This is a genomic window from Photorhabdus sp. RW14-46 (assembly GCF_963887965.1).
Classification (GTDB): Bacteria; Pseudomonadota; Gammaproteobacteria; order Enterobacterales; family Enterobacteriaceae; genus Photorhabdus; species Photorhabdus laumondii.
In genome coordinates, this window is record NZ_CAWPHH010000025.1 from 54,837 (window position 1) to 71,789 (window position 16,953).

Sequence of the window (16,953 nt, forward strand, 5' to 3'; positions counted from 1 at the left end):
TACGGTAGGTCTGCCTTGTATCTGTTCGAAAGCCTGAATCAGCTTGCCCAAAAATACCTGCCCGGGGCTCAGATTGAGCTCCTCAAGCAGGCTTACTCTGTTGCGCGGGATGCCCATGAAGGGCAAACCCGTACCAGCGGTGAGCCCTACATTACTCATCCTGTCGCAGTTGCCTGCATTTTAGCCGAGATGCGTCTCGACCATGAAACGCTGATGGCCGCCTTGTTGCATGATGTTATTGAAGACACGCCCGCCACCTTTCAGGATATCGCCCAGCCTTTCGGCCCGGTGGTTGCCGGGTTAGTCGAAGGGGTCTCCAAACTTGATAAGCTGAATTTCCGCGATAAAAAAGAGGCACAAGCGGAAAATTTCCGCAAAATGGTCATGGCAATGGTGCAGGATATCCGCGTCATTTTGATCAAACTGGCGGACCGTACCCACAATATGCGCACGCTCGGCGCGTTACGCCCAGATAAGCGCCGCCGTATCGCCCGGGAAACGTTAGAGATCTACAGCCCCTTAGCCCATCGTTTGGGTATCCATCATCTGAAAACAGAGTTAGAAGAGCTGGGGTTTGAGGCCCTTCACCCTAACCGCTACCGGGTTATCAAAGAAGTGGTAAAAGCGGCCCGGGGTAACCGTAAGGAGATGATCCAGAAAATTCTGTCTGAAATCGCAGGCAGGCTGACTGAAGCCGGCATTGAATGCAAAGTCAGCGGCAGGGAAAAACATCTCTATTCTATTTACCAGAAAATGCACCTCAAAGAGCAACGTTTTCATTCAATTATGGATATCTATGCTTTTCGGGTCATCGTTAATAATGTTGATATCTGCTATCGGGTTTTGGGGCAGATGCACAGCCTGTATAAACCCCGCCCGGGCAGAGTCAAAGATTACATTGCCATCCCTAAGGCCAATGGCTATCAATCCCTGCACACTTCCCTGATTGGCCCTCATGGGGTGCCAGTCGAGGTCCAGATCCGCACCGAAGATATGGATCAAATGGCTGAAATGGGCGTCGCGGCACACTGGGCTTATAAAGAACAAGGTGAATCCGGTACCGCCGCGCAAGTCCGTGCGCAGCGCTGGATGCAAAGTCTGCTGGAATTACAGCAAAGTGCCGGTAGCTCTTTTGAATTTATCGAAAGCGTTAAATCTGATCTGTTTCCTGATGAGATTTACGTTTTTACCCCAAAAGGGCGCATTGTGGAATTACCCGCCGGTGCCACCCCGGTTGATTTTGCTTACGCCGTACATACCGATATTGGTCACGCCTGCGTTGGCTCACGGGTTGATCGCCAGCCATATCCATTATCTCAGTCTCTTACCAGCGGCCAAACCGTTGAAATTATTACCGCGCCGGGTGCCCGGCCAAATGCCGCCTGGCTGAACTTTGTCGTCAGTTCAAAAGCCCGCGCTAAAATTCGTCAATTGTTGAAAAACCTAAAGCGGGAAGACTCCATTGGGCTGGGGCGTCGCCTGTTAAATCACGCGTTGGGTAGTGGGAAGAAACTGGTTGATATTCCACCGGAAAGTATCAATAAAGAATTGACGAGAATGAAACTCTCGACAATAGACGATCTGCTGGCTGAAATCGGGCTTGGCAATACCATGAGTATCGTCGTCGCCCGTAATTTGCTAGGCGCGCCGCCAGAAAATACCACAAATACCTATCACAACAATGGTGCTCGTAAATTACCCATCAAAGGCGCTGACGGTGTGCTGATTACGTTTGCCAAATGTTGCCGGCCCATCCCCGGTGACCCTATCATCGCCCATATCAGTCCCGGCAAAGGGTTGGTTATCCACCATGAGTCTTGCCGTAATATCCGTGGTTATCAGAAAGAACCCGAAAAATTTATGGCCGTCGAGTGGGATCAAGAGATCAATAACGATTTCACCGCCGAAATAAAAGTGGACATGTTTAACCATCAAGGGGCGCTGGCAAATCTGACCGCCGCCATTAATGCAGCCAATTCCAATATTCAGAGTATGAATACCGAAGAGAAAGACGGCCGGGTTTACTGTGCTTTTATCCGGCTCACGACTAAAGACCGTATTCAGTTAGCGAATATTATGCGCAAAATTCGGATCATGCCGGATGTGATGCGAGTCAGTCGTAACAGAAACTAAACCGGATAGCCCGTGCAAATCAGCAGGTGAACAATCAACAGCGCTATCCACCGCCGACCCACAAGACACCGGCGGCGGATACGGGGCTGACAGCACGTCATCCCGGTTATCAAAGAACAGACCAATCAATACTGAATCAACCTCATCCAGTATGCGGTCTAACCAACCCTCCTCACCCACACCAAACATCAATACCAATCCGATAGCGATAAACAATAGCGGCAAAATCCATGTTCGGCACCAATACGCTAACAGCATACGGGGATACCGCGAGTAGCGAATTTTGTTGCCCAATAAAAACCCACAGACGGCCAACAATATGATCCCGATAACCAGTACCATCCGACTTATCAGCATCCCATAAGGCATCACACACAAAATCGATGAAAACTCGCCCTTCATCATATCCCGCCAAACAGCCACATGTGTGATACGACTCAGGAGATAAACGGACCACAAGCCCGCTGCAAAAACCAAGTGCGCCAAATGCACATGTGATTAGCTTGTGATAATGTCCGGGAGCGCGTCGACTTCACCGTTTTCGTTACCGACGCCTGACCCTTCTGAGGCATGGGTTCAACGACGGCCGTAACAATTAGCATCTGCCGGCGACTTCCCTGCTTCTCACGAAAGAAGACTTTTTCACAGGCGATCACATCACGTCGCTCATTGTAGATATAATTCATCACATCTGTTGCCCGGCGTTCTGTCACTCGGAACACCTGGCTGATTTCACTTTTGGTAAATCCACTCCCCTTCAATAATCCCCAATACGCGACTGCCATGTACAACGGTGTATCCTTCAAATGAGACAAACAGGCCGGCAACCGAAAATCCCCATGATTACTTTGTTTGCCGGTAATAGTCTGACCTCCAGGCAAATCGGTCTGGCTACCGCTTATCTGAAGCAGCATTGAATCATTAACATTGATTGTCATTTTACTCTCCACTGGTGACTAACGGGTCAATTTGTTACCACATGAGAAATGAAATAGTGCGATTTATTGAGATGAAATACCTATGGCGGCTAAGCCACCATGCCATATTTAAATACCTTGCCAGCGCAGCGTTATTTCATGACTAGAGTTGCCTCCATAGACGTTTTGAACTCACCAGAAAGCTTGGGGTCTATCGCCTTCGTTTGCCAAAGCTGCACAGAAAACCTGTTGAGAGAATGATGAGAATAATACTCGCCTATTTCGTTGCCGTGCTCATCCTTTTTAATTTTTTTCACGGCTGACTTATCATCTACATTAAAAACCAGCACACTTTTAGGGTCAGCCGCTGAACCAAATGTTACTGGCTGACCAATCTGGTTGCCGCCTACAAGCTTAGTCTGTATGCCTAGAACTCGCGGCAACACTTTTATCGCCAACGCGTTATCGAAGTCCTTACCCCCATTCTTAGAGGTGTCCATCACTATACTTTTACCATCAACACCGAGATGCTTAGTAGAAAAATTCACAATGGCTACGCCTGTATCGTCCTTATTGGGTGTATCGCATGCAACACTTATCAATAGATCATATATCTCTACCGTTGCCCGGTATAACTCTTTTGGGAATATCGCGTCCGACGGCTCCCGGCGAATCTCTCCTAAATCAAAATCCTCACTAGACTGACTTTCAAAAATACACTCCGGAGGGGATATCACTGTTACAGGGTCTTTGATAGTCGGAAGAATTGGTCTGGACCACCACATAAAATCCCCTCCATCAATTAAAATACCCACAGGTGCATGAACATTCTGGGTTTCGAATTCAACTTTTTCATCGGCCTTTCGCTTCCATGAAAAATTTACCCCTTGACAAGACACATCAAAAGAAAGGTCACTTAGTTCTGCCTTTGCTACACTCTCATCATCCTGATTACCAGTAGTTCTCGCCACGAGCGCTACTGGTGATTTAGAATACTTTGTCCCTGTACCATCGATATCCACCGCCATGTTTTCCTTGGGAATGGCTACTCCTGGACGACCATTTGTAAATTTGGCTTCAATTGAGCATTCGTAACGGCCTGAAACCACTCTCGGGACTTTAAAAATTTCCCCGTGCCCTGCTTTGAGCCGGAACTTGACCTGATCCAACGTTTTACTACTACCCCACTGCATAGACAGTGTTGGAAACACATCTTTTAAGGTCGCTTTACCCGTTGCCGGATAAGTGATTATTCCGTCACTCCACTTTACCTTTCGAGCAGGCCCCAGAGCGTCAATGGCGCGATCAGCATTCCAATTTATTGTCGGCGCGGCGAACAGTGTGGGAGAAGAAAAGATACCCACGGATAGGCATATCATCCCCACCCATATCGACATCGACCACCAGCGACAATGAACCACCATCCAACTCATATCCTGTTTTATCTTGTTAATAAATGTCTTATTCGTCTTCATCGGCTGCCCAACCGGGAGTAACTTCCCAGTTGTCCTGTTAGAAATTTTCATTCGTTGATACACCCCATCCCGACCAAATCACATCCGCCTTTCAGAGGGTCCTCTTCCTAATAATTGTGGTTTTCCCCATTAGGTTGTCAGTGCAGAACCACAACACATTGCCTCATCTTAACGACAGGTTTCGTTCAATTGCCGCATTGGATTCCAGCGTTTATCTGCCTTCGCCTTTACCGGAGGGGGCCCCAGGTTAAATGCCACCTCGCACTGCTTGTCCGGTGTACTGCCCCACTTCACTTTCAGTACCCCGCTGGGTGGCATACCACTCAGATACACTTGTCCGCCCTCCCCGACTATCGCGGCCAGATTTGTGTCTGTATCCCCTTTAAGCCCCGCCATTGCCCCAAACGGCACGGGCTTACCGTTATAGGTCAAATTCATCAGCAACTGCTGCCCAATACGCACGGGGTAATCCACCATCACAACCGCACCACTCGTCGGGAATACGTTCTTGCTACCCTGTGCCATGTCAGCCCCTTCCGGCAGCGATGACGGATCTAAACTGATACTATTACGGCTGTACGTCTGGGCATAAGGCACAACCGCATATCCCCAGCGATTAGTAGTCACCGAACTGGAATTCATCACACGAATACCTGCAACCCCCGATGTCCGCACTAATACAGCAGCATCACCAATACGCGATGCCAAAGTAACGCCATGCTGATGTGCAATCAGCCCTCCACTAAACCCGTAGTTCACACCACGTCCCCCCCATGAATCGTAGTTGTATCCCAAGTTGGCTTGCCCAAAGGAACCAAGATATCCCATTGACACTGACCCGCTGCGCCCTCTCCCTTTATTCGCCTGACTCTGCGATACGTTCCAAGACAGACTATTATCATCCAGCACCGATCCGCCTATGCCCAACTGGTTATTACTGCGTCCCGTACTATCACGGGAAAAACTATAGTTAGCATACGCATTATTCAGCGCCGCATAGGAGCCAAACAGACTCAGAGGAACGTTTACGTTCAACGAAATTTGCCGATTTTCAGGCCAGTCGCCGTTACCGCGCATGCGATCAATGCTGTAATTAAGCCCCCAGCCCACACGGTAGAAAGAACCATTCAATCCCATCGATAGGGTGGTATTAGTTTTAGAGCTTCCCCAGTAGTTATCCCGCTGACCACTGAGCCACAGAGAATAGTTACCGGGCAATGACTGGCTCAGTCGCATCTGCCAACTACTGCGTCGCCGCTCAGACATCCAAGAAGGGAGTTCTCCCCAAACACTGTAGCCTTGAGTGTTCGCATCCGAAAAACTCAGGTAATTACGTGTGGAATAGCGGTACGCGGTTAAATCCACCGTCGTGCCAGTGGTCAGCATGCTTTTCGAATATTTAGCGCGGTAAGATTCCCCACGCAGGATGTCAGGCGTATTTTGTAACCGAGTCCGGGAAGTCGTGATATCCGCAGATAACGCCCCCATCATGCCCAGAGAGAGCCCGGTTCCCAGCGCCGCGGATTGGTACGATTGCGCCACCAGGCCACCACCGTATAACGTGACGTTACCAGGCAGACCGTAAATCATCGAGGCCATACCAAACACCGGCTTACGTATGCCGCTGCCATATCCACTACTGTAATAACGCCCGGCGGCCACTTCGTACTTGAATTGCCCCTGCCGCAACATCATAGGCAGACTGGAATAAGCCTGAGTGAACCCATGGTGAGTACCATCGGCCTCAGTTATCGTTACCTGCAAGTCGCCTCCGACACTGCTGCCCACTAAGTCTGTGATACGAAATGGACCGGGTGCCACGTTGGTTTGATAAATCACACTGCCATTCTGCGTCACCGTAATCTGAGCATTGGATTTAGCTATCCCACTGATAATCGGCGCAAAACCACTCAGCCTGCCGGGCATCATCGGGTCACTAGTGGCAAGCCCAATACCACGATAAGGAAAACCATCAAATACCTGACCTGCCACACTACCGGTCGAGGTATCCCCTATCGTCAGATCACTGCGTAACGCCACCACGTCCCGCTGCAAATAGGTTTGCTGAAAGTTCCAACGTTGCTGGGATTCGGTCGTTTTTTTCACTGCGTCATTGAATGAGTCATACCGGTTATCAGTTTGACTGCTATAAGAATAAGTCGCCGTATTCCGAAGACGCCAGGCCCCCAGATTCAATCTAGAATTGAAGCTACCGAACAGACTCTGATTAGTCTGTTTATTACCAAATTGTGAGCGTTGATTCTGGCTGCCATTGATGCTGTAGTTCAGTAAAAAAGCCGGAATGCCCTCCTGCCATAACGTCGGATCAACCAAGCCATTCGTTGAAGGCTTCATCGCTATTTGGGGTACGCTCACATTCAGCCGCATCTGGGAAAAGTTCAAGCGGGCCGCCGCTTGGGGAATCAATTTACCCAACGGACTCTCTATCGGCTTATCCACCGGCAATGCTTTCAACGCTGGTATGCCGCTGATATTAACACCAGCCGCTTCCAACAAATCTGGGGTAAGTACCGGCGTCAGCTCGGCATTACCCTCGCCATGACGCTGGAACGTAATATCACGCGTATCAAAAAAAGTACCATTCACGTAGATATCAACACGGTAAGTTCCCGGTGCCTGACCTCCTACGGTCTCAAACTGTGATAAGTCTACCGGTTGACCGGAATTCGAACCAAAGCCCAATAAAGCCGGATCAAAATAATCACGCGCTGTTGCATGAGCGCTCCATCCCGTCAGAAATACCAGCATCACCCGACAAAAAACGAGAGAACCCCCCATTTGATGCTTTGATAGGGTAAGAGAGGTAGAAATACCTTGATTTACACAACGACAACAAGTAAACGGCCGTTTTGAACGACAGCTTATTGCCGGAATCAACACTTTCATTCTTAATTACCATCTCTTATTTAACATATAGAGGTTCATTGCTCATATCTCTTCTGTCGATACCTTGCAACATCGCTATTGACCACTGCCGGATACGGCAATAGATCTACTCTCTTCATCAGTGTCTAACCCAAACTCATCAATAGCACGCCACGATACAGTGACATGACTACCAAGAGACACTTTACCTGCCGGCAGCGACCAGCTCTGCTGACCAAAGGGTGGCACCATCCTAAACAAATCCTTGCCCGGTACGGCAAACGAACTTACCTGCAAAGTCTGCAACGTTATCCAAAACGGTGACGGATTAGTCAGCATCACGACATCCTCTTTTACTGACGCGCTTAACTGTTTCACCGCACCGGCAACCCCCTCTTTTGGTATCCCTTCAGGACGGTAGAACAATTTCACCGCCAGAGCTGTCACCATTTTCATCTTGCCAGAGTCATCTCTAGATACTGGTAATTGTTTCTCAGAAGGCAACATATGCAGATTCAGAAAGAACAGAGATTCTCGATCTTTCGGCAAAACCCCACCAATACGAAGGATTTTCAACACCAGCCGTTCATCTGCCCCCACCTTCGCAATCGGCGGAATAACGATAAATGGTGCCTTAACCCCCAGCGGTAAACCGGTCTCTGGGTTTAGTTCTTGTACGATTGACTGAATGAGATAATTGTTGTCGCTGTTATTAATGAGTGTCGAAGAGACTCCGTTGCTGGATGATTCAGGATAAATCACACGAGTGTCATTGAGATGCAACCCCTTCAGACTCTCTGCTGCCCTGAGTGGCAATACCGGTAATATTATTGCCAGAACACATGACACAGTTATAACGATCCGTTTTATTGAAATATTACGCTCCACCATGTCATGCTCTTCCAATTTCAAAATATAAAAACATACTTAGTCGGCCCGTAACGTACCGCTCTGTAGTCTACTCACTCCACCGGCATCGGTGATCATCGACCATGTCACTTTACTTCCCGCCGTACCTGCCAAGGAAAAAGTCATCTGGCCGAAAGGGGCCAACATTGACGGGGCTTTGTTAAGATCTACTGCCTTGCCATCAAATTTCAATTGGGCAAAAGTCTGGTAATACGGTGTTGGGTTAGTCACTACGACAGTATTGCCTGCTCGTATAAATGTCAGTCGGCCATAGGCCTGCTCCGGTGTCATCGGCAGCTTATCTGGCCGGTAGATAAGTTTAATATTCATCCCCAGCGCAATAGACAGAGATGCACCAATCTCTCCTGGTTTTCCATTGCCATTGGCCTTGCTCTCATCTAGTGTTTTCTTCGCCGGAATCGCATTAATACGAAAACGAAACAGAGACTCTCGATCAGCTGGGAAATCACCGCCGGTACGTATAACTCGCATCACGTTCAAGCTATTACCCTCCATGCGAAACAACGGAGGCAACACGGTAAACTCCGATGAACGGGTATTTGAGTTATCTCCCGGAGTCACAGCAGCTTGTATTAGATACACCTCATCGCCTGAATTCTGCAATGACATGCTTTGCACCTTGTCGCCCTGATGATAAATAATACGTGTCTTCCTCAACATAAGACCCGCATGTGCTGGTGACGATGCCATAACCGCCCATATCGCCAGCATTCCCATGACTATCATCTTTTTCATATATCCCACTTCATCTCAGAGAATCAGACAAAATCCCTTGAATACACCCGGCTTAACACCATCTACTGATACACGAACTCAAAATGTATCTTCACATTCGCTATTCCTCCGCATAATACATTGGTATCGTTACTCTCTGTTTTACAGGTTACTGGATTATTTATATCGCCCAGACCTCCCACATACGCCCTGAACCTCCTCATTGCTCCCTCCAATTTCCCACCATTTCCTTTTACACTGTCTGAGAGATCTACCCTATACGGGTCATCCTCCTTCCTTACCTGTACAAACTTGTTAGTTTTTTCGTCTAATATCCTAACTCCTACTCCTTTAGTACTGTTAAAATTGGCATCAGGCATGAAAAGCTCCGGATCTGTTATGGCAGGCACATCACTCCATATGTAGAGAGCGGGTCTTGATTCGCCTAGATCACAGTCACTAAACATAAAGTTCAGTTCCACGGGATCTCTTGCGATATATTTGCTATTTCTAAGTTCACTGGCATAGACCGGAGCGATATAATAATTATAAAAATCGGCAAAGCTGGACCCATTCACACTCAACACACAGGTCGGAGGCAATAACATGCCTCTGAAATTGATTGTACGATTCGTATTTGGATCCTTCGCCTGCACTGGGAAAGTCGTCACACAACCGATGGTCCATCCAATCAGCATCATGAAGAGCAACACATATTTTGCCCTGCTGTGATATGTCATTAATTCACTGTTTATAAGATTGCTATTTTTCGTTTTCATCTAACTCTTTCCGCCTCTCCCAATTTTTATCATCCGTGATAAATCACACCTCACTGATAAGAAAATGTAAATGTGACGTGCGCAATCAGCGTGCCGGGTTGAATAACCTTACTATCTCTTCCACGTGCAATTGCTACCGTTACATCAGTCTCACCACTGCCCTCATCAAATTCAACCGGAACATTGATTTCGCGATGATTTATTATCAAATCATCATTCAGCCCTATTTCCTTCTTTTCTTCTCCGATTAAAATAATAAACCCCAGCCCCTCAGAAGCCCCAGGATCACCGGAATTAGGATCACTAAATATTGAACCATGTTCAGCGTCGATGGTATTTCCAGATACAGTGAGCTTGGGGACAAAGCCCACACTATCCGGATCGCCACAATTCGTTAATTTCAACTTAAATGACTTGGTGGCTGATACATCCCCTTCATGACTAAACTCCGCCGCCAGCAGGGAACCAAAATTCAGCTCCGAACCATTAATATCATCACCATCGATCTCTATGTCACAAGGATCAGGATAAACAGTTACATTCACCTGTACGTCTATCCCACTCGTGATCGTCGGTGGGTACTTGGGCTCGGTCTTGGAGTCATCAGCCATGACGCTGCTTGCCAGGAACAGCAGAACCATTACAGAACTCCAGCAGAAGCAGCGCATCACAACCTGCAATACCGGGTTTCTACCCTTGGGCAGGAAGGTCGACGGGTCATTCAGCCTGCTTTTTTTTTGTTCTGTCGCTGTCCCAAACATCGTGCTCACCTCAAATTAACTCTATCACTCTTCTGTTAACGCGATATCACGCTGCAATGCCGATACATCAACGATAATTAAACGTAAACGTCAGTGTAGCCTTGATTTTTCCTGCCTTTTTGCAGACCGCTACCGTCTGCCCGCCTGCCAAAGCACATACCAGTGAAAATTTCACCGGCACAGTAGGCGTTTTATCGTTTACGATTGTGCCTTTATTAGCCAGATGAAACGGTTCATCGTCCTTTAAATCTGGGGACCATTCTGTTCCACTAAACTTCTTCAATTGCACAGTGATGCCCACTGCCGTTGAAGCTTCGTTTTTTTCATCTGCCCCTTTATCACGAAACAAGCTCTTATCATTCGTACCAACATGATTTCCGGTAACGGTAATCGTGGGAGTAATACTGTTGCTATTGACCACACTCGTGCAATTTCTCAGCGTAATCTGAATTTCCCTGTTAACTTTTCCTAATACCAAGTCTGCAAACTGCACTATGCCCAGCTCGATATTATTGCTGTCCACAATGACATCACACGTGCCTTGCGTAATTTCGGCCCTAAATGTGGCCCCAACAGAATTCGCTGCCCACAAGGGACCAGAAAAGAGCCACAGAACCCCACCCATGCCGATGTAATTCAGGTACCTGCGTAGATGCTGAACCCTTGAGATACCGGCTTTACTGAATTTCACCATCGAAGTTCTCTCCACCGCCGAGATCGCTAATCACCGCCCATTCCACCTTCTTTTTATTCTGACTATTCTGAGCGGGATAAACATGGGTGCTGAAAGGTGCCAGCATTTGTGGATGACTGTCAGAAAACTTCACCGGCACCCCATCAACTTTGATCTGGGTAAAGCTGATGTGATAAGGCGAATTATTACTAACTTGAACGCCCCCGGAAGCATGGGTAAAACGCAGCGCTTTGTATGCCAGCTCTGGTGTACCCACCAACCCCGTTGGCCGATAAAATAGTTTGATGGTGTTGCCGATGGCATAAGCTATCCCGCCGCCAATTTTGGTTTCTTCGAAGCGCTGGCCCGGAGACTTACTGCCGGGAATAGCAGCAGCATTAAAATAAAAGACACTCTCCCGATCAGTCGGCAACTTGCTGGTATCACCTAAGATGTGCAGGACATTAGTTCCTTTAGGGTCCAAACGAAATAAAGGAGGCGTGACGTAAAATGGTGTTTTACCCTTGCCATCAACGGTGCGAGTAATTTTAGTTGTCACTAGATAAGGGATATTGGTTGTTGTATTGCGCACCGATACCGTTGCTCCAGCTTTATCCTGTAAGAAAATAATGCGTGTAGCATCGATGCCAAATCCGCCTTCAGCCCAGCTCTGTGACGCAAACAAAAACGCGGCCAATACAAGGCTTTTTACTATGATGTTAGGAAGTCGGAGTTTACTGATCATCTTTTGTTTCTCATATCTTGGCTCAACCAGCCAGTAGTTGCCTAATAAAAGGCATCATCCAATCATCTAGGATTTTTCATCGAAGAAGCCCGAGGAGATGCTCCTCAGGCTAAAGCCACATAAAAGTTAGTCATACGCATAGGAGAAGGTGATGGGGGCAGTAATCCGCTGGTTTCCAGGAGCATCTGTGCTCTTTGTGGCTATATATACAACAAATTCTGCATAACTATTCTTGATATCAGGTTCCTCTTTGTTGTCTTTTTTTACATTAGGAACGATCATAGCAACCGTGCTTTCACTTTTAATAGGCGTTAATACATTATTTTCTAGATAACTTAGTACTATACCTGCCTGTTTATTAATATCTTTGTTAAAGAGATAACCCCCTGATCCCTCCAAGGTGTTACCTGTCACATACAACTTAACTTTACTTGCATCTTTATTGTCTGAAGAGCAGTCAGCAAGACCAATAGTGAAATGCCTTTCACTATCATTTATAAATTTTGAAATTCCTGCGCCTGGAAATTTCCCATCTGGGGGGGCTGTAAAAGCTGTTTTTATATAGTTCCCCGTATCCACCGTCCCATTTGAGCCAGGGTTAGTAACATCACATGTTGCAGTCACAATCGAACCGGTAACATTTACTATGGCATTATTCGCCGCATTAGCAGCCGAAGCTGCCCCCAAAACCAACGCCGCCACGACGCTTATCTTTAATATCTTTTTCATTTCATTAATCTCTTTTTAACTACTTAACTAAAATCTGGATCAAACTCGTGCATCACGTTTTGACAAACAGAGACATCTAGCTGTACAAATATTTGTCAATTAGGACCATTTTGACAATTGGTATACAAAAATTTTTCTGTGCAAAAACAAAGCAATATGGATATAACTATAGTTATTTCGCAAATTTTAAGGATATTTAATTATTTAATCAGAAATTAGTAACAGTAATTTCTTTAAAGTAACGAAGGAAGTGTGATGTTTTTACATATTGGAATAAAAAGAGTGGATTATCGAAATGTTTTTGTGGTAGGATAGTTGCGTTTTACAAATATATACAAATCTATCTCTTTTTTTATTAGAAAACTTTTAGTATAATTTCTAGGCAATTGTATACCAATTGTCAAAATGGTCCTAACTGTCATACCTTAACGTCTAACTTTTATACTCCAAACTCCTTGAAAACGTTCAGCATTACTGGCTGTATAGCGTACCGTATGGCGAATGTTTTTATGTCCAAGATAATCTTGTATCAGTCGGGTATCTATCCCTCGATCTGCAAGAGCAAAACCGCAGGCATGACGCAACATATGCGGATGCGGATCTACCGCGATATTCGCCCGTTGTCCTAACTGGTTGATAATCTGATAGATACGCTGTCGAGTAAGCGGTTTCCCACAACGCGACAAAAACAGCCAATCACTATCCGCGCCCTGTAAAGTTTTGCGCACTTTAAGCCATGCCTTAATCGCCTTAACCTCACGCTGCAACAGGGGATGGTTAGTACAAAACCCTCCCTTTAACCGCCTGATATATAAACATTTTTCTTTTAATTCCATGTCAGATAACCGTAAATGCCTGGCTTCACTAACACGAAAGCCGTGGATATAGCTCATATAAACCAGACAGTAATTCCGTTCTGGATTAGGCCCAACTTTTGCCATTTCCAACATGCTTTCTACTTCTGATTGAGTCAGATATTTTCTTTGGCCCATGATTATTTCTCCAAAATATATTGATAGTACAACCCGGCTATATCCCGCTTAAAACAGACATAAACTAGGATAAAATAGACACCGCTACCCAAAACGATGGCCTATTGTTCACCGAGGCTACAAGAGGTTATACAGATATGGGGCAAAATTTAAACACCTTTTTTGATTATTTTTTCACCTCACAAGCACGTTAGTTTACATTTGACTGACAGGACAGATTATTCAAAACAGGCTACAAGAACCTGTCGTTACAAATCGCCTTTTTCGTTATAGCGGCTTACTCTTAAGGTATTGATATGGTTTTCAACCAGTTACGAAGGAAAATATTCCATTGATTACGTTAAACTCGTCTGTATTATTATGGATGGTAAACAGGCTCAGGCCGTGACCTGCGAAACCTGACGGACTACCATGCAATCTAACGGAGATAAAAGAAACCTTATGAGAGGCCCATTGCTTGATGCCATCCCTCTGACTTCCCTACGTGGCGTCGGGGCAAATCAGGCCGCAAAATTAGCAAAAATAGGGCTGGTTAATTTGCAGGATCTGCTGCTGCATTTCCCGCTGCGTTATGAAGACCAGACACGCCTTTATACTATTAATGATCTTTTACCCGGTATTTCCGCCACCGTCACAGGTGAAATCCTGCGTACCGATGTTGTTGTTAGTCGTCGTCGAACCCTGATCTGCAAAATTAGCGATGGTACCGGCGTGCTCACACTGCGCTTTTTTAACTTTTCGGCGGCAATGAGAAACAATCTCGCGAAAGGGAAACAGGTTGTTGTCTATGGTGAAATCAGAAGAGGCGGTCAGGGTGCCGAAATTATTCATCCTGAGTATAAGATTCAAAATCATATGGGAAATGTACAGCTTCAAGAGACATTAACACCGATTTATCCGACAACAGAAGGTGTTCGTCAGGCGACGCTGCGTAATCTCATTGATCAAGCACTGAAATTACTGGATACCTGTACAATCAATGAACTTTTACCGGAAGAACTTAGCCGCTCTATTATTAGTCTGCCGCAAGCACTGCATACCTTGCACCGCCCAACACCAAATATTGCGCTGGTGGATCTGGAAACCGGCAAACATCCAGCTTATCGCCGTCTGGTTCTGGAAGAACTTTTAGCTCACCATTTGAGTATGTTAGCCGTCAGAGCTGGCGTACAACGTTATCACGCTCAGCCGTTGCCGACTGAGGACAAGTTAAAACCGCAATTCCTTAATCGCCTGCCATTTTCTCCAACTCATGCTCAGCAACGGGTTGTCTCAGAAATTGAACAGGATCTGGCAAAAGATGTTCCCATGATGCGACTGATTCAAGGCGATGTAGGTTCAGGAAAAACGCTGGTTGCCGCATTAGCTGCGTTGCGTGCCATTGCACATGGTAAACAGGTCGCCTTGATGGCACCGACTGAACTACTGGCAGAACAGCATGCAAATACATTCCGGCGATGGCTGGAACCTTTGGGTATTCAGGTCGGCTGGCTGGCAGGTAAGCAAAAGGGGAAAGCGCGTCAGAAACAACAAGAAGCCATTGCCAACGGTCAAGTCGCCATGATTGTTGGTACGCATGCCATGTTTCAGGAACAAGTGAAGTTTTCCGGTCTGGCGCTGGTGATTATTGATGAGCAACATCGGTTTGGTGTGCATCAACGTCTGGCTTTATGGGAAAAAGGACGTGAACAGGGTTTTCATCCTCACCAATTGATTATGACGGCCACCCCGATTCCCCGTACCTTAGCCATGACTGCTTATGCGGATCTCGATACTTCTATTATTGATGAATTGCCACCGGGGAGGACACCAGTCACAACCGTTGCGATCCCGGATACGCGCCGTGAAGAAATTATCAAACGGATCAGAAACGCCTGTCTTGATGAAAACAGACAAGCCTATTGGGTCTGTACGCTGATTGAAGATTCCGATGTGCTGGAAGCTCAAGCGGCACAAGCCACCAGTGAAGAATTGACGCTCGCTTTACCGGAACTGAAAGTCGGGTTGGTACATGGCCGAATGAAAGCCACAGAAAAGCAGCAAGTGATGGAAGCTTTCAAATGTGGAGAATTACAGCTTTTGGTCGCCACAACGGTTATCGAAGTGGGCGTGGATGTGCCGAATGCCAGTTTGATGATCATCGATAACCCGGAACGGCTCGGCTTGGCGCAACTTCATCAATTACGCGGCCGAGTTGGCCGTGGCGCTATCGCTTCTCATTGTGTTTTACTTTACAAAACTCCGCTAAGCAGTACTGCCAGAATTCGCCTGCAAGTGCTTAGAGACAGTAACGATGGTTTTGTTATCGCGCAGAAAGATCTGGAAATTCGCGGCCCCGGGGAGCTATTAGGAACACGCCAAACTGGGAATGCGGAATTTAAGGTAGCTGATTTGCTAAGAGATCAGGGAATGTTGCCGGAAATTCAGCGTATTGCCCGGCATATTCACCAACACTATCCTGAACATACCCGTGCCTTGATTGAACGCTGGTTACCGGAACGGGTACATTATGGTAATGCGTGATTGAGGATATATCGGAGCGTTTTTTTGTTTCTCAACGCTGCCAAAAATACAGATATCTGGTTTTATCCAATCATTAAGATGCTCTGCTATAGAGCTTTCTTTTAATTATTCCGTTTAATTGTTCATGTATTATTTCTAAAGGAATGCAAAATAGAACTACAATTATTCCTAAATTAGCACCAGCGTTAAAATATATCCCCAGAAAATATAAATGGTTTTTTATTATTTTCTTAAAAAAATCGAATCTAATACCTCGGATTAATTGATACGACGTGTCACTATCCGAAGTCTTTTATCAGCTAACTGGGGTGACAAGCGGTTCCGCCATTTTTTATCAAATTCAGTTATAGTGTATGCGGTATTAGCACAATGTTATGCTCAAAGGTTAAAACGAGAATAGATGTAAATCTATGATAGGAAATTTTAATTAATGTAATATTGAATTACTAAGTTTAAATAGTAAATGTTTCTATTAACCCAATGAATGTAATTTTAAATATTTTCTTTTCGAAGTATAAAACCTTGATGGAGGTCACGCAAATAATAGTAGTTTTGTTGGTTTTCTTATCTATACCCGTAATCATTGAAGATGCTTGATTTTATCCGAAATGGAGATCATTATCCTCGCTATGAAAATATTCATTACCGATGAACAAAAAGCCGAACTTGAACATCTCCATCACACCTGCCGTGATA

Annotated in this window: 14 protein-coding genes; 2 read left to right on the forward strand and 12 right to left on the reverse strand. The window is 46.1% G+C overall.

The window, feature by feature from the left end; genetic code table 11:
* Nucleotides 1-15 precede the first annotated feature (15 nt).
* A complete protein-coding gene (gene spoT, locus AACQ38_RS17590) occupies nucleotides 16-2,133 on the forward strand; it encodes a bifunctional GTP diphosphokinase/guanosine-3',5'-bis pyrophosphate 3'-pyrophosphohydrolase (RefSeq protein WP_011144671.1) in 2,118 nt (705 codons plus the stop codon).
* On the opposite strand, the gene AACQ38_RS24160 is transcribed toward spoT, so the two are convergent.
* The 12 genes from AACQ38_RS24160 to AACQ38_RS17650 all read right to left on the reverse strand — a co-directional run bounded on the left by AACQ38_RS24160 (nucleotide 2,065) and on the right by AACQ38_RS17650 (nucleotide 13,734).
* Entirely contained in the window at nucleotides 2,065-2,535 is a 471-nt protein-coding gene (locus tag AACQ38_RS24160; protein ID WP_109791267.1) for a hypothetical protein, read from the reverse strand. The two genes, spoT and AACQ38_RS24160, sit on opposite strands and share 69 nt — an antisense overlap.
* 35 nt (nucleotides 2,536-2,570) lie before the next feature.
* The gene (locus AACQ38_RS17600) at nucleotides 2,571-3,047 is read right to left on the reverse strand and encodes a CaiF/GrlA family transcriptional regulator (protein WP_238409185.1); all 477 of its coding nucleotides are present in this window, start codon (nucleotides 3,045-3,047) and stop codon (nucleotides 2,571-2,573) included.
* A gap of 155 nt (nucleotides 3,048-3,202) precedes the next feature.
* Nucleotides 3,203-4,576, reverse strand: a complete 1,374-nt coding sequence (locus AACQ38_RS17605) for a hypothetical protein (protein ID WP_165578704.1) — start codon at nucleotides 4,574-4,576, stop codon at nucleotides 3,203-3,205.
* A 117-nt stretch (nucleotides 4,577-4,693) separates the two neighbouring features.
* Complete coding sequence (locus AACQ38_RS17610) at nucleotides 4,694-7,432, reverse strand: fimbria/pilus outer membrane usher protein (RefSeq protein WP_228956795.1); 2,739 nt, start codon at nucleotides 7,430-7,432, stop codon at nucleotides 4,694-4,696.
* Between the two features lie 75 nt (nucleotides 7,433-7,507).
* Complete coding sequence (locus AACQ38_RS17615) at nucleotides 7,508-8,302, reverse strand: fimbrial biogenesis chaperone (protein WP_165578715.1); 795 nt, start codon at nucleotides 8,300-8,302, stop codon at nucleotides 7,508-7,510.
* A 36-nt stretch (nucleotides 8,303-8,338) separates the two neighbouring features.
* Entirely contained in the window at nucleotides 8,339-9,076 is a 738-nt protein-coding gene (locus AACQ38_RS17620; RefSeq protein ID WP_228985051.1) for a fimbrial biogenesis chaperone, read from the reverse strand.
* Nucleotides 9,077-9,138: 62 nt separating this feature from the next.
* Nucleotides 9,139-9,834 (reverse strand): fimbrial protein, encoded by a 696-nt coding sequence (locus AACQ38_RS17625; RefSeq protein ID WP_165578705.1) that lies wholly within the window; start codon nucleotides 9,832-9,834, stop codon nucleotides 9,139-9,141.
* Nucleotides 9,835-9,884: 50 nt separating this feature from the next.
* Complete coding sequence (locus AACQ38_RS17630; RefSeq protein WP_165578706.1) at nucleotides 9,885-10,595, reverse strand: fimbrial protein; 711 nt, start codon at nucleotides 10,593-10,595, stop codon at nucleotides 9,885-9,887.
* Nucleotides 10,596-10,662: 67 nt separating this feature from the next.
* Entirely contained in the window at nucleotides 10,663-11,304 is a 642-nt protein-coding gene (locus AACQ38_RS17635) for a fimbrial protein (protein WP_339367064.1), read from the reverse strand.
* Nucleotides 11,273-12,013, reverse strand: coding sequence for a fimbrial biogenesis chaperone (locus AACQ38_RS17640; protein WP_165578707.1), 741 nt, complete (start codon nucleotides 12,011-12,013; stop codon nucleotides 11,273-11,275). The genes AACQ38_RS17635 and AACQ38_RS17640 overlap by 32 nt, the downstream gene beginning before the upstream one ends.
* Nucleotides 12,014-12,139: 126 nt before the next feature.
* Nucleotides 12,140-12,742, reverse strand: coding sequence for a fimbrial protein (locus AACQ38_RS17645; protein ID WP_165578708.1), 603 nt, complete (start codon nucleotides 12,740-12,742; stop codon nucleotides 12,140-12,142).
* A 425-nt stretch (nucleotides 12,743-13,167) separates the two neighbouring features.
* Entirely contained in the window at nucleotides 13,168-13,734 is a 567-nt protein-coding gene (locus tag AACQ38_RS17650) for a tyrosine-type DNA invertase (protein WP_165578709.1), read from the reverse strand.
* 441 nt (nucleotides 13,735-14,175) lie between these two features.
* Between AACQ38_RS17650 and recG the strand changes: the two genes are divergently transcribed.
* Nucleotides 14,176-16,257 (forward strand): ATP-dependent DNA helicase RecG, encoded by a 2,082-nt coding sequence (recG, locus tag AACQ38_RS17655; protein ID WP_165578716.1) that lies wholly within the window; start codon nucleotides 14,176-14,178, stop codon nucleotides 16,255-16,257.
* Nucleotides 16,258-16,953: the final 696 nt, after the last annotated feature.

What these genes read in the sequence shown, in the direction of transcription:
- AACQ38_RS24160 (WP_109791267.1), bottom strand. Translation starts at nt 2,535, where the DNA reads ATGAAGGGCGAGTTTTCATCGATTTTGTGTGTGATGCCTTATGGGATG.
- AACQ38_RS17600 (WP_238409185.1), bottom strand. Translation starts at nt 3,047, where the DNA reads ATGCTGCTTCAGATAAGCGGTAGCCAGACCGATTTGCCTGGAGGTCAG.
- AACQ38_RS17605 (WP_165578704.1), bottom strand. Translation starts at nt 4,576, where the DNA reads ATGAAAATTTCTAACAGGACAACTGGGAAGTTACTCCCGGTTGGGCAG.
- AACQ38_RS17610 (WP_228956795.1), bottom strand. Translation starts at nt 7,432, where the DNA reads ATGAAAGTGTTGATTCCGGCAATAAGCTGTCGTTCAAAACGGCCGTTT.
- AACQ38_RS17615 (WP_165578715.1), bottom strand. Translation starts at nt 8,302, where the DNA reads ATGGTGGAGCGTAATATTTCAATAAAACGGATCGTTATAACTGTGTCA.
- AACQ38_RS17620 (WP_228985051.1), bottom strand. Translation starts at nt 9,076, where the DNA reads ATGAAAAAGATGATAGTCATGGGAATGCTGGCGATATGGGCGGTTATG.
- AACQ38_RS17625 (WP_165578705.1), bottom strand. Translation starts at nt 9,834, where the DNA reads ATGAAAACGAAAAATAGCAATCTTATAAACAGTGAATTAATGACATAT.
- AACQ38_RS17630 (WP_165578706.1), bottom strand. Translation starts at nt 10,595, where the DNA reads ATGTTTGGGACAGCGACAGAACAAAAAAAAAGCAGGCTGAATGACCCG.
- AACQ38_RS17640 (WP_165578707.1), bottom strand. Translation starts at nt 12,013, where the DNA reads ATGATCAGTAAACTCCGACTTCCTAACATCATAGTAAAAAGCCTTGTA.
- AACQ38_RS17645 (WP_165578708.1), bottom strand. Translation starts at nt 12,742, where the DNA reads ATGAAAAAGATATTAAAGATAAGCGTCGTGGCGGCGTTGGTTTTGGGG.
- AACQ38_RS17650 (WP_165578709.1), bottom strand. Translation starts at nt 13,734, where the DNA reads ATGGGCCAAAGAAAATATCTGACTCAATCAGAAGTAGAAAGCATGTTG.
- recG (WP_165578716.1), top strand. Translation starts at nt 14,176, where the DNA reads ATGAGAGGCCCATTGCTTGATGCCATCCCTCTGACTTCCCTACGTGGC.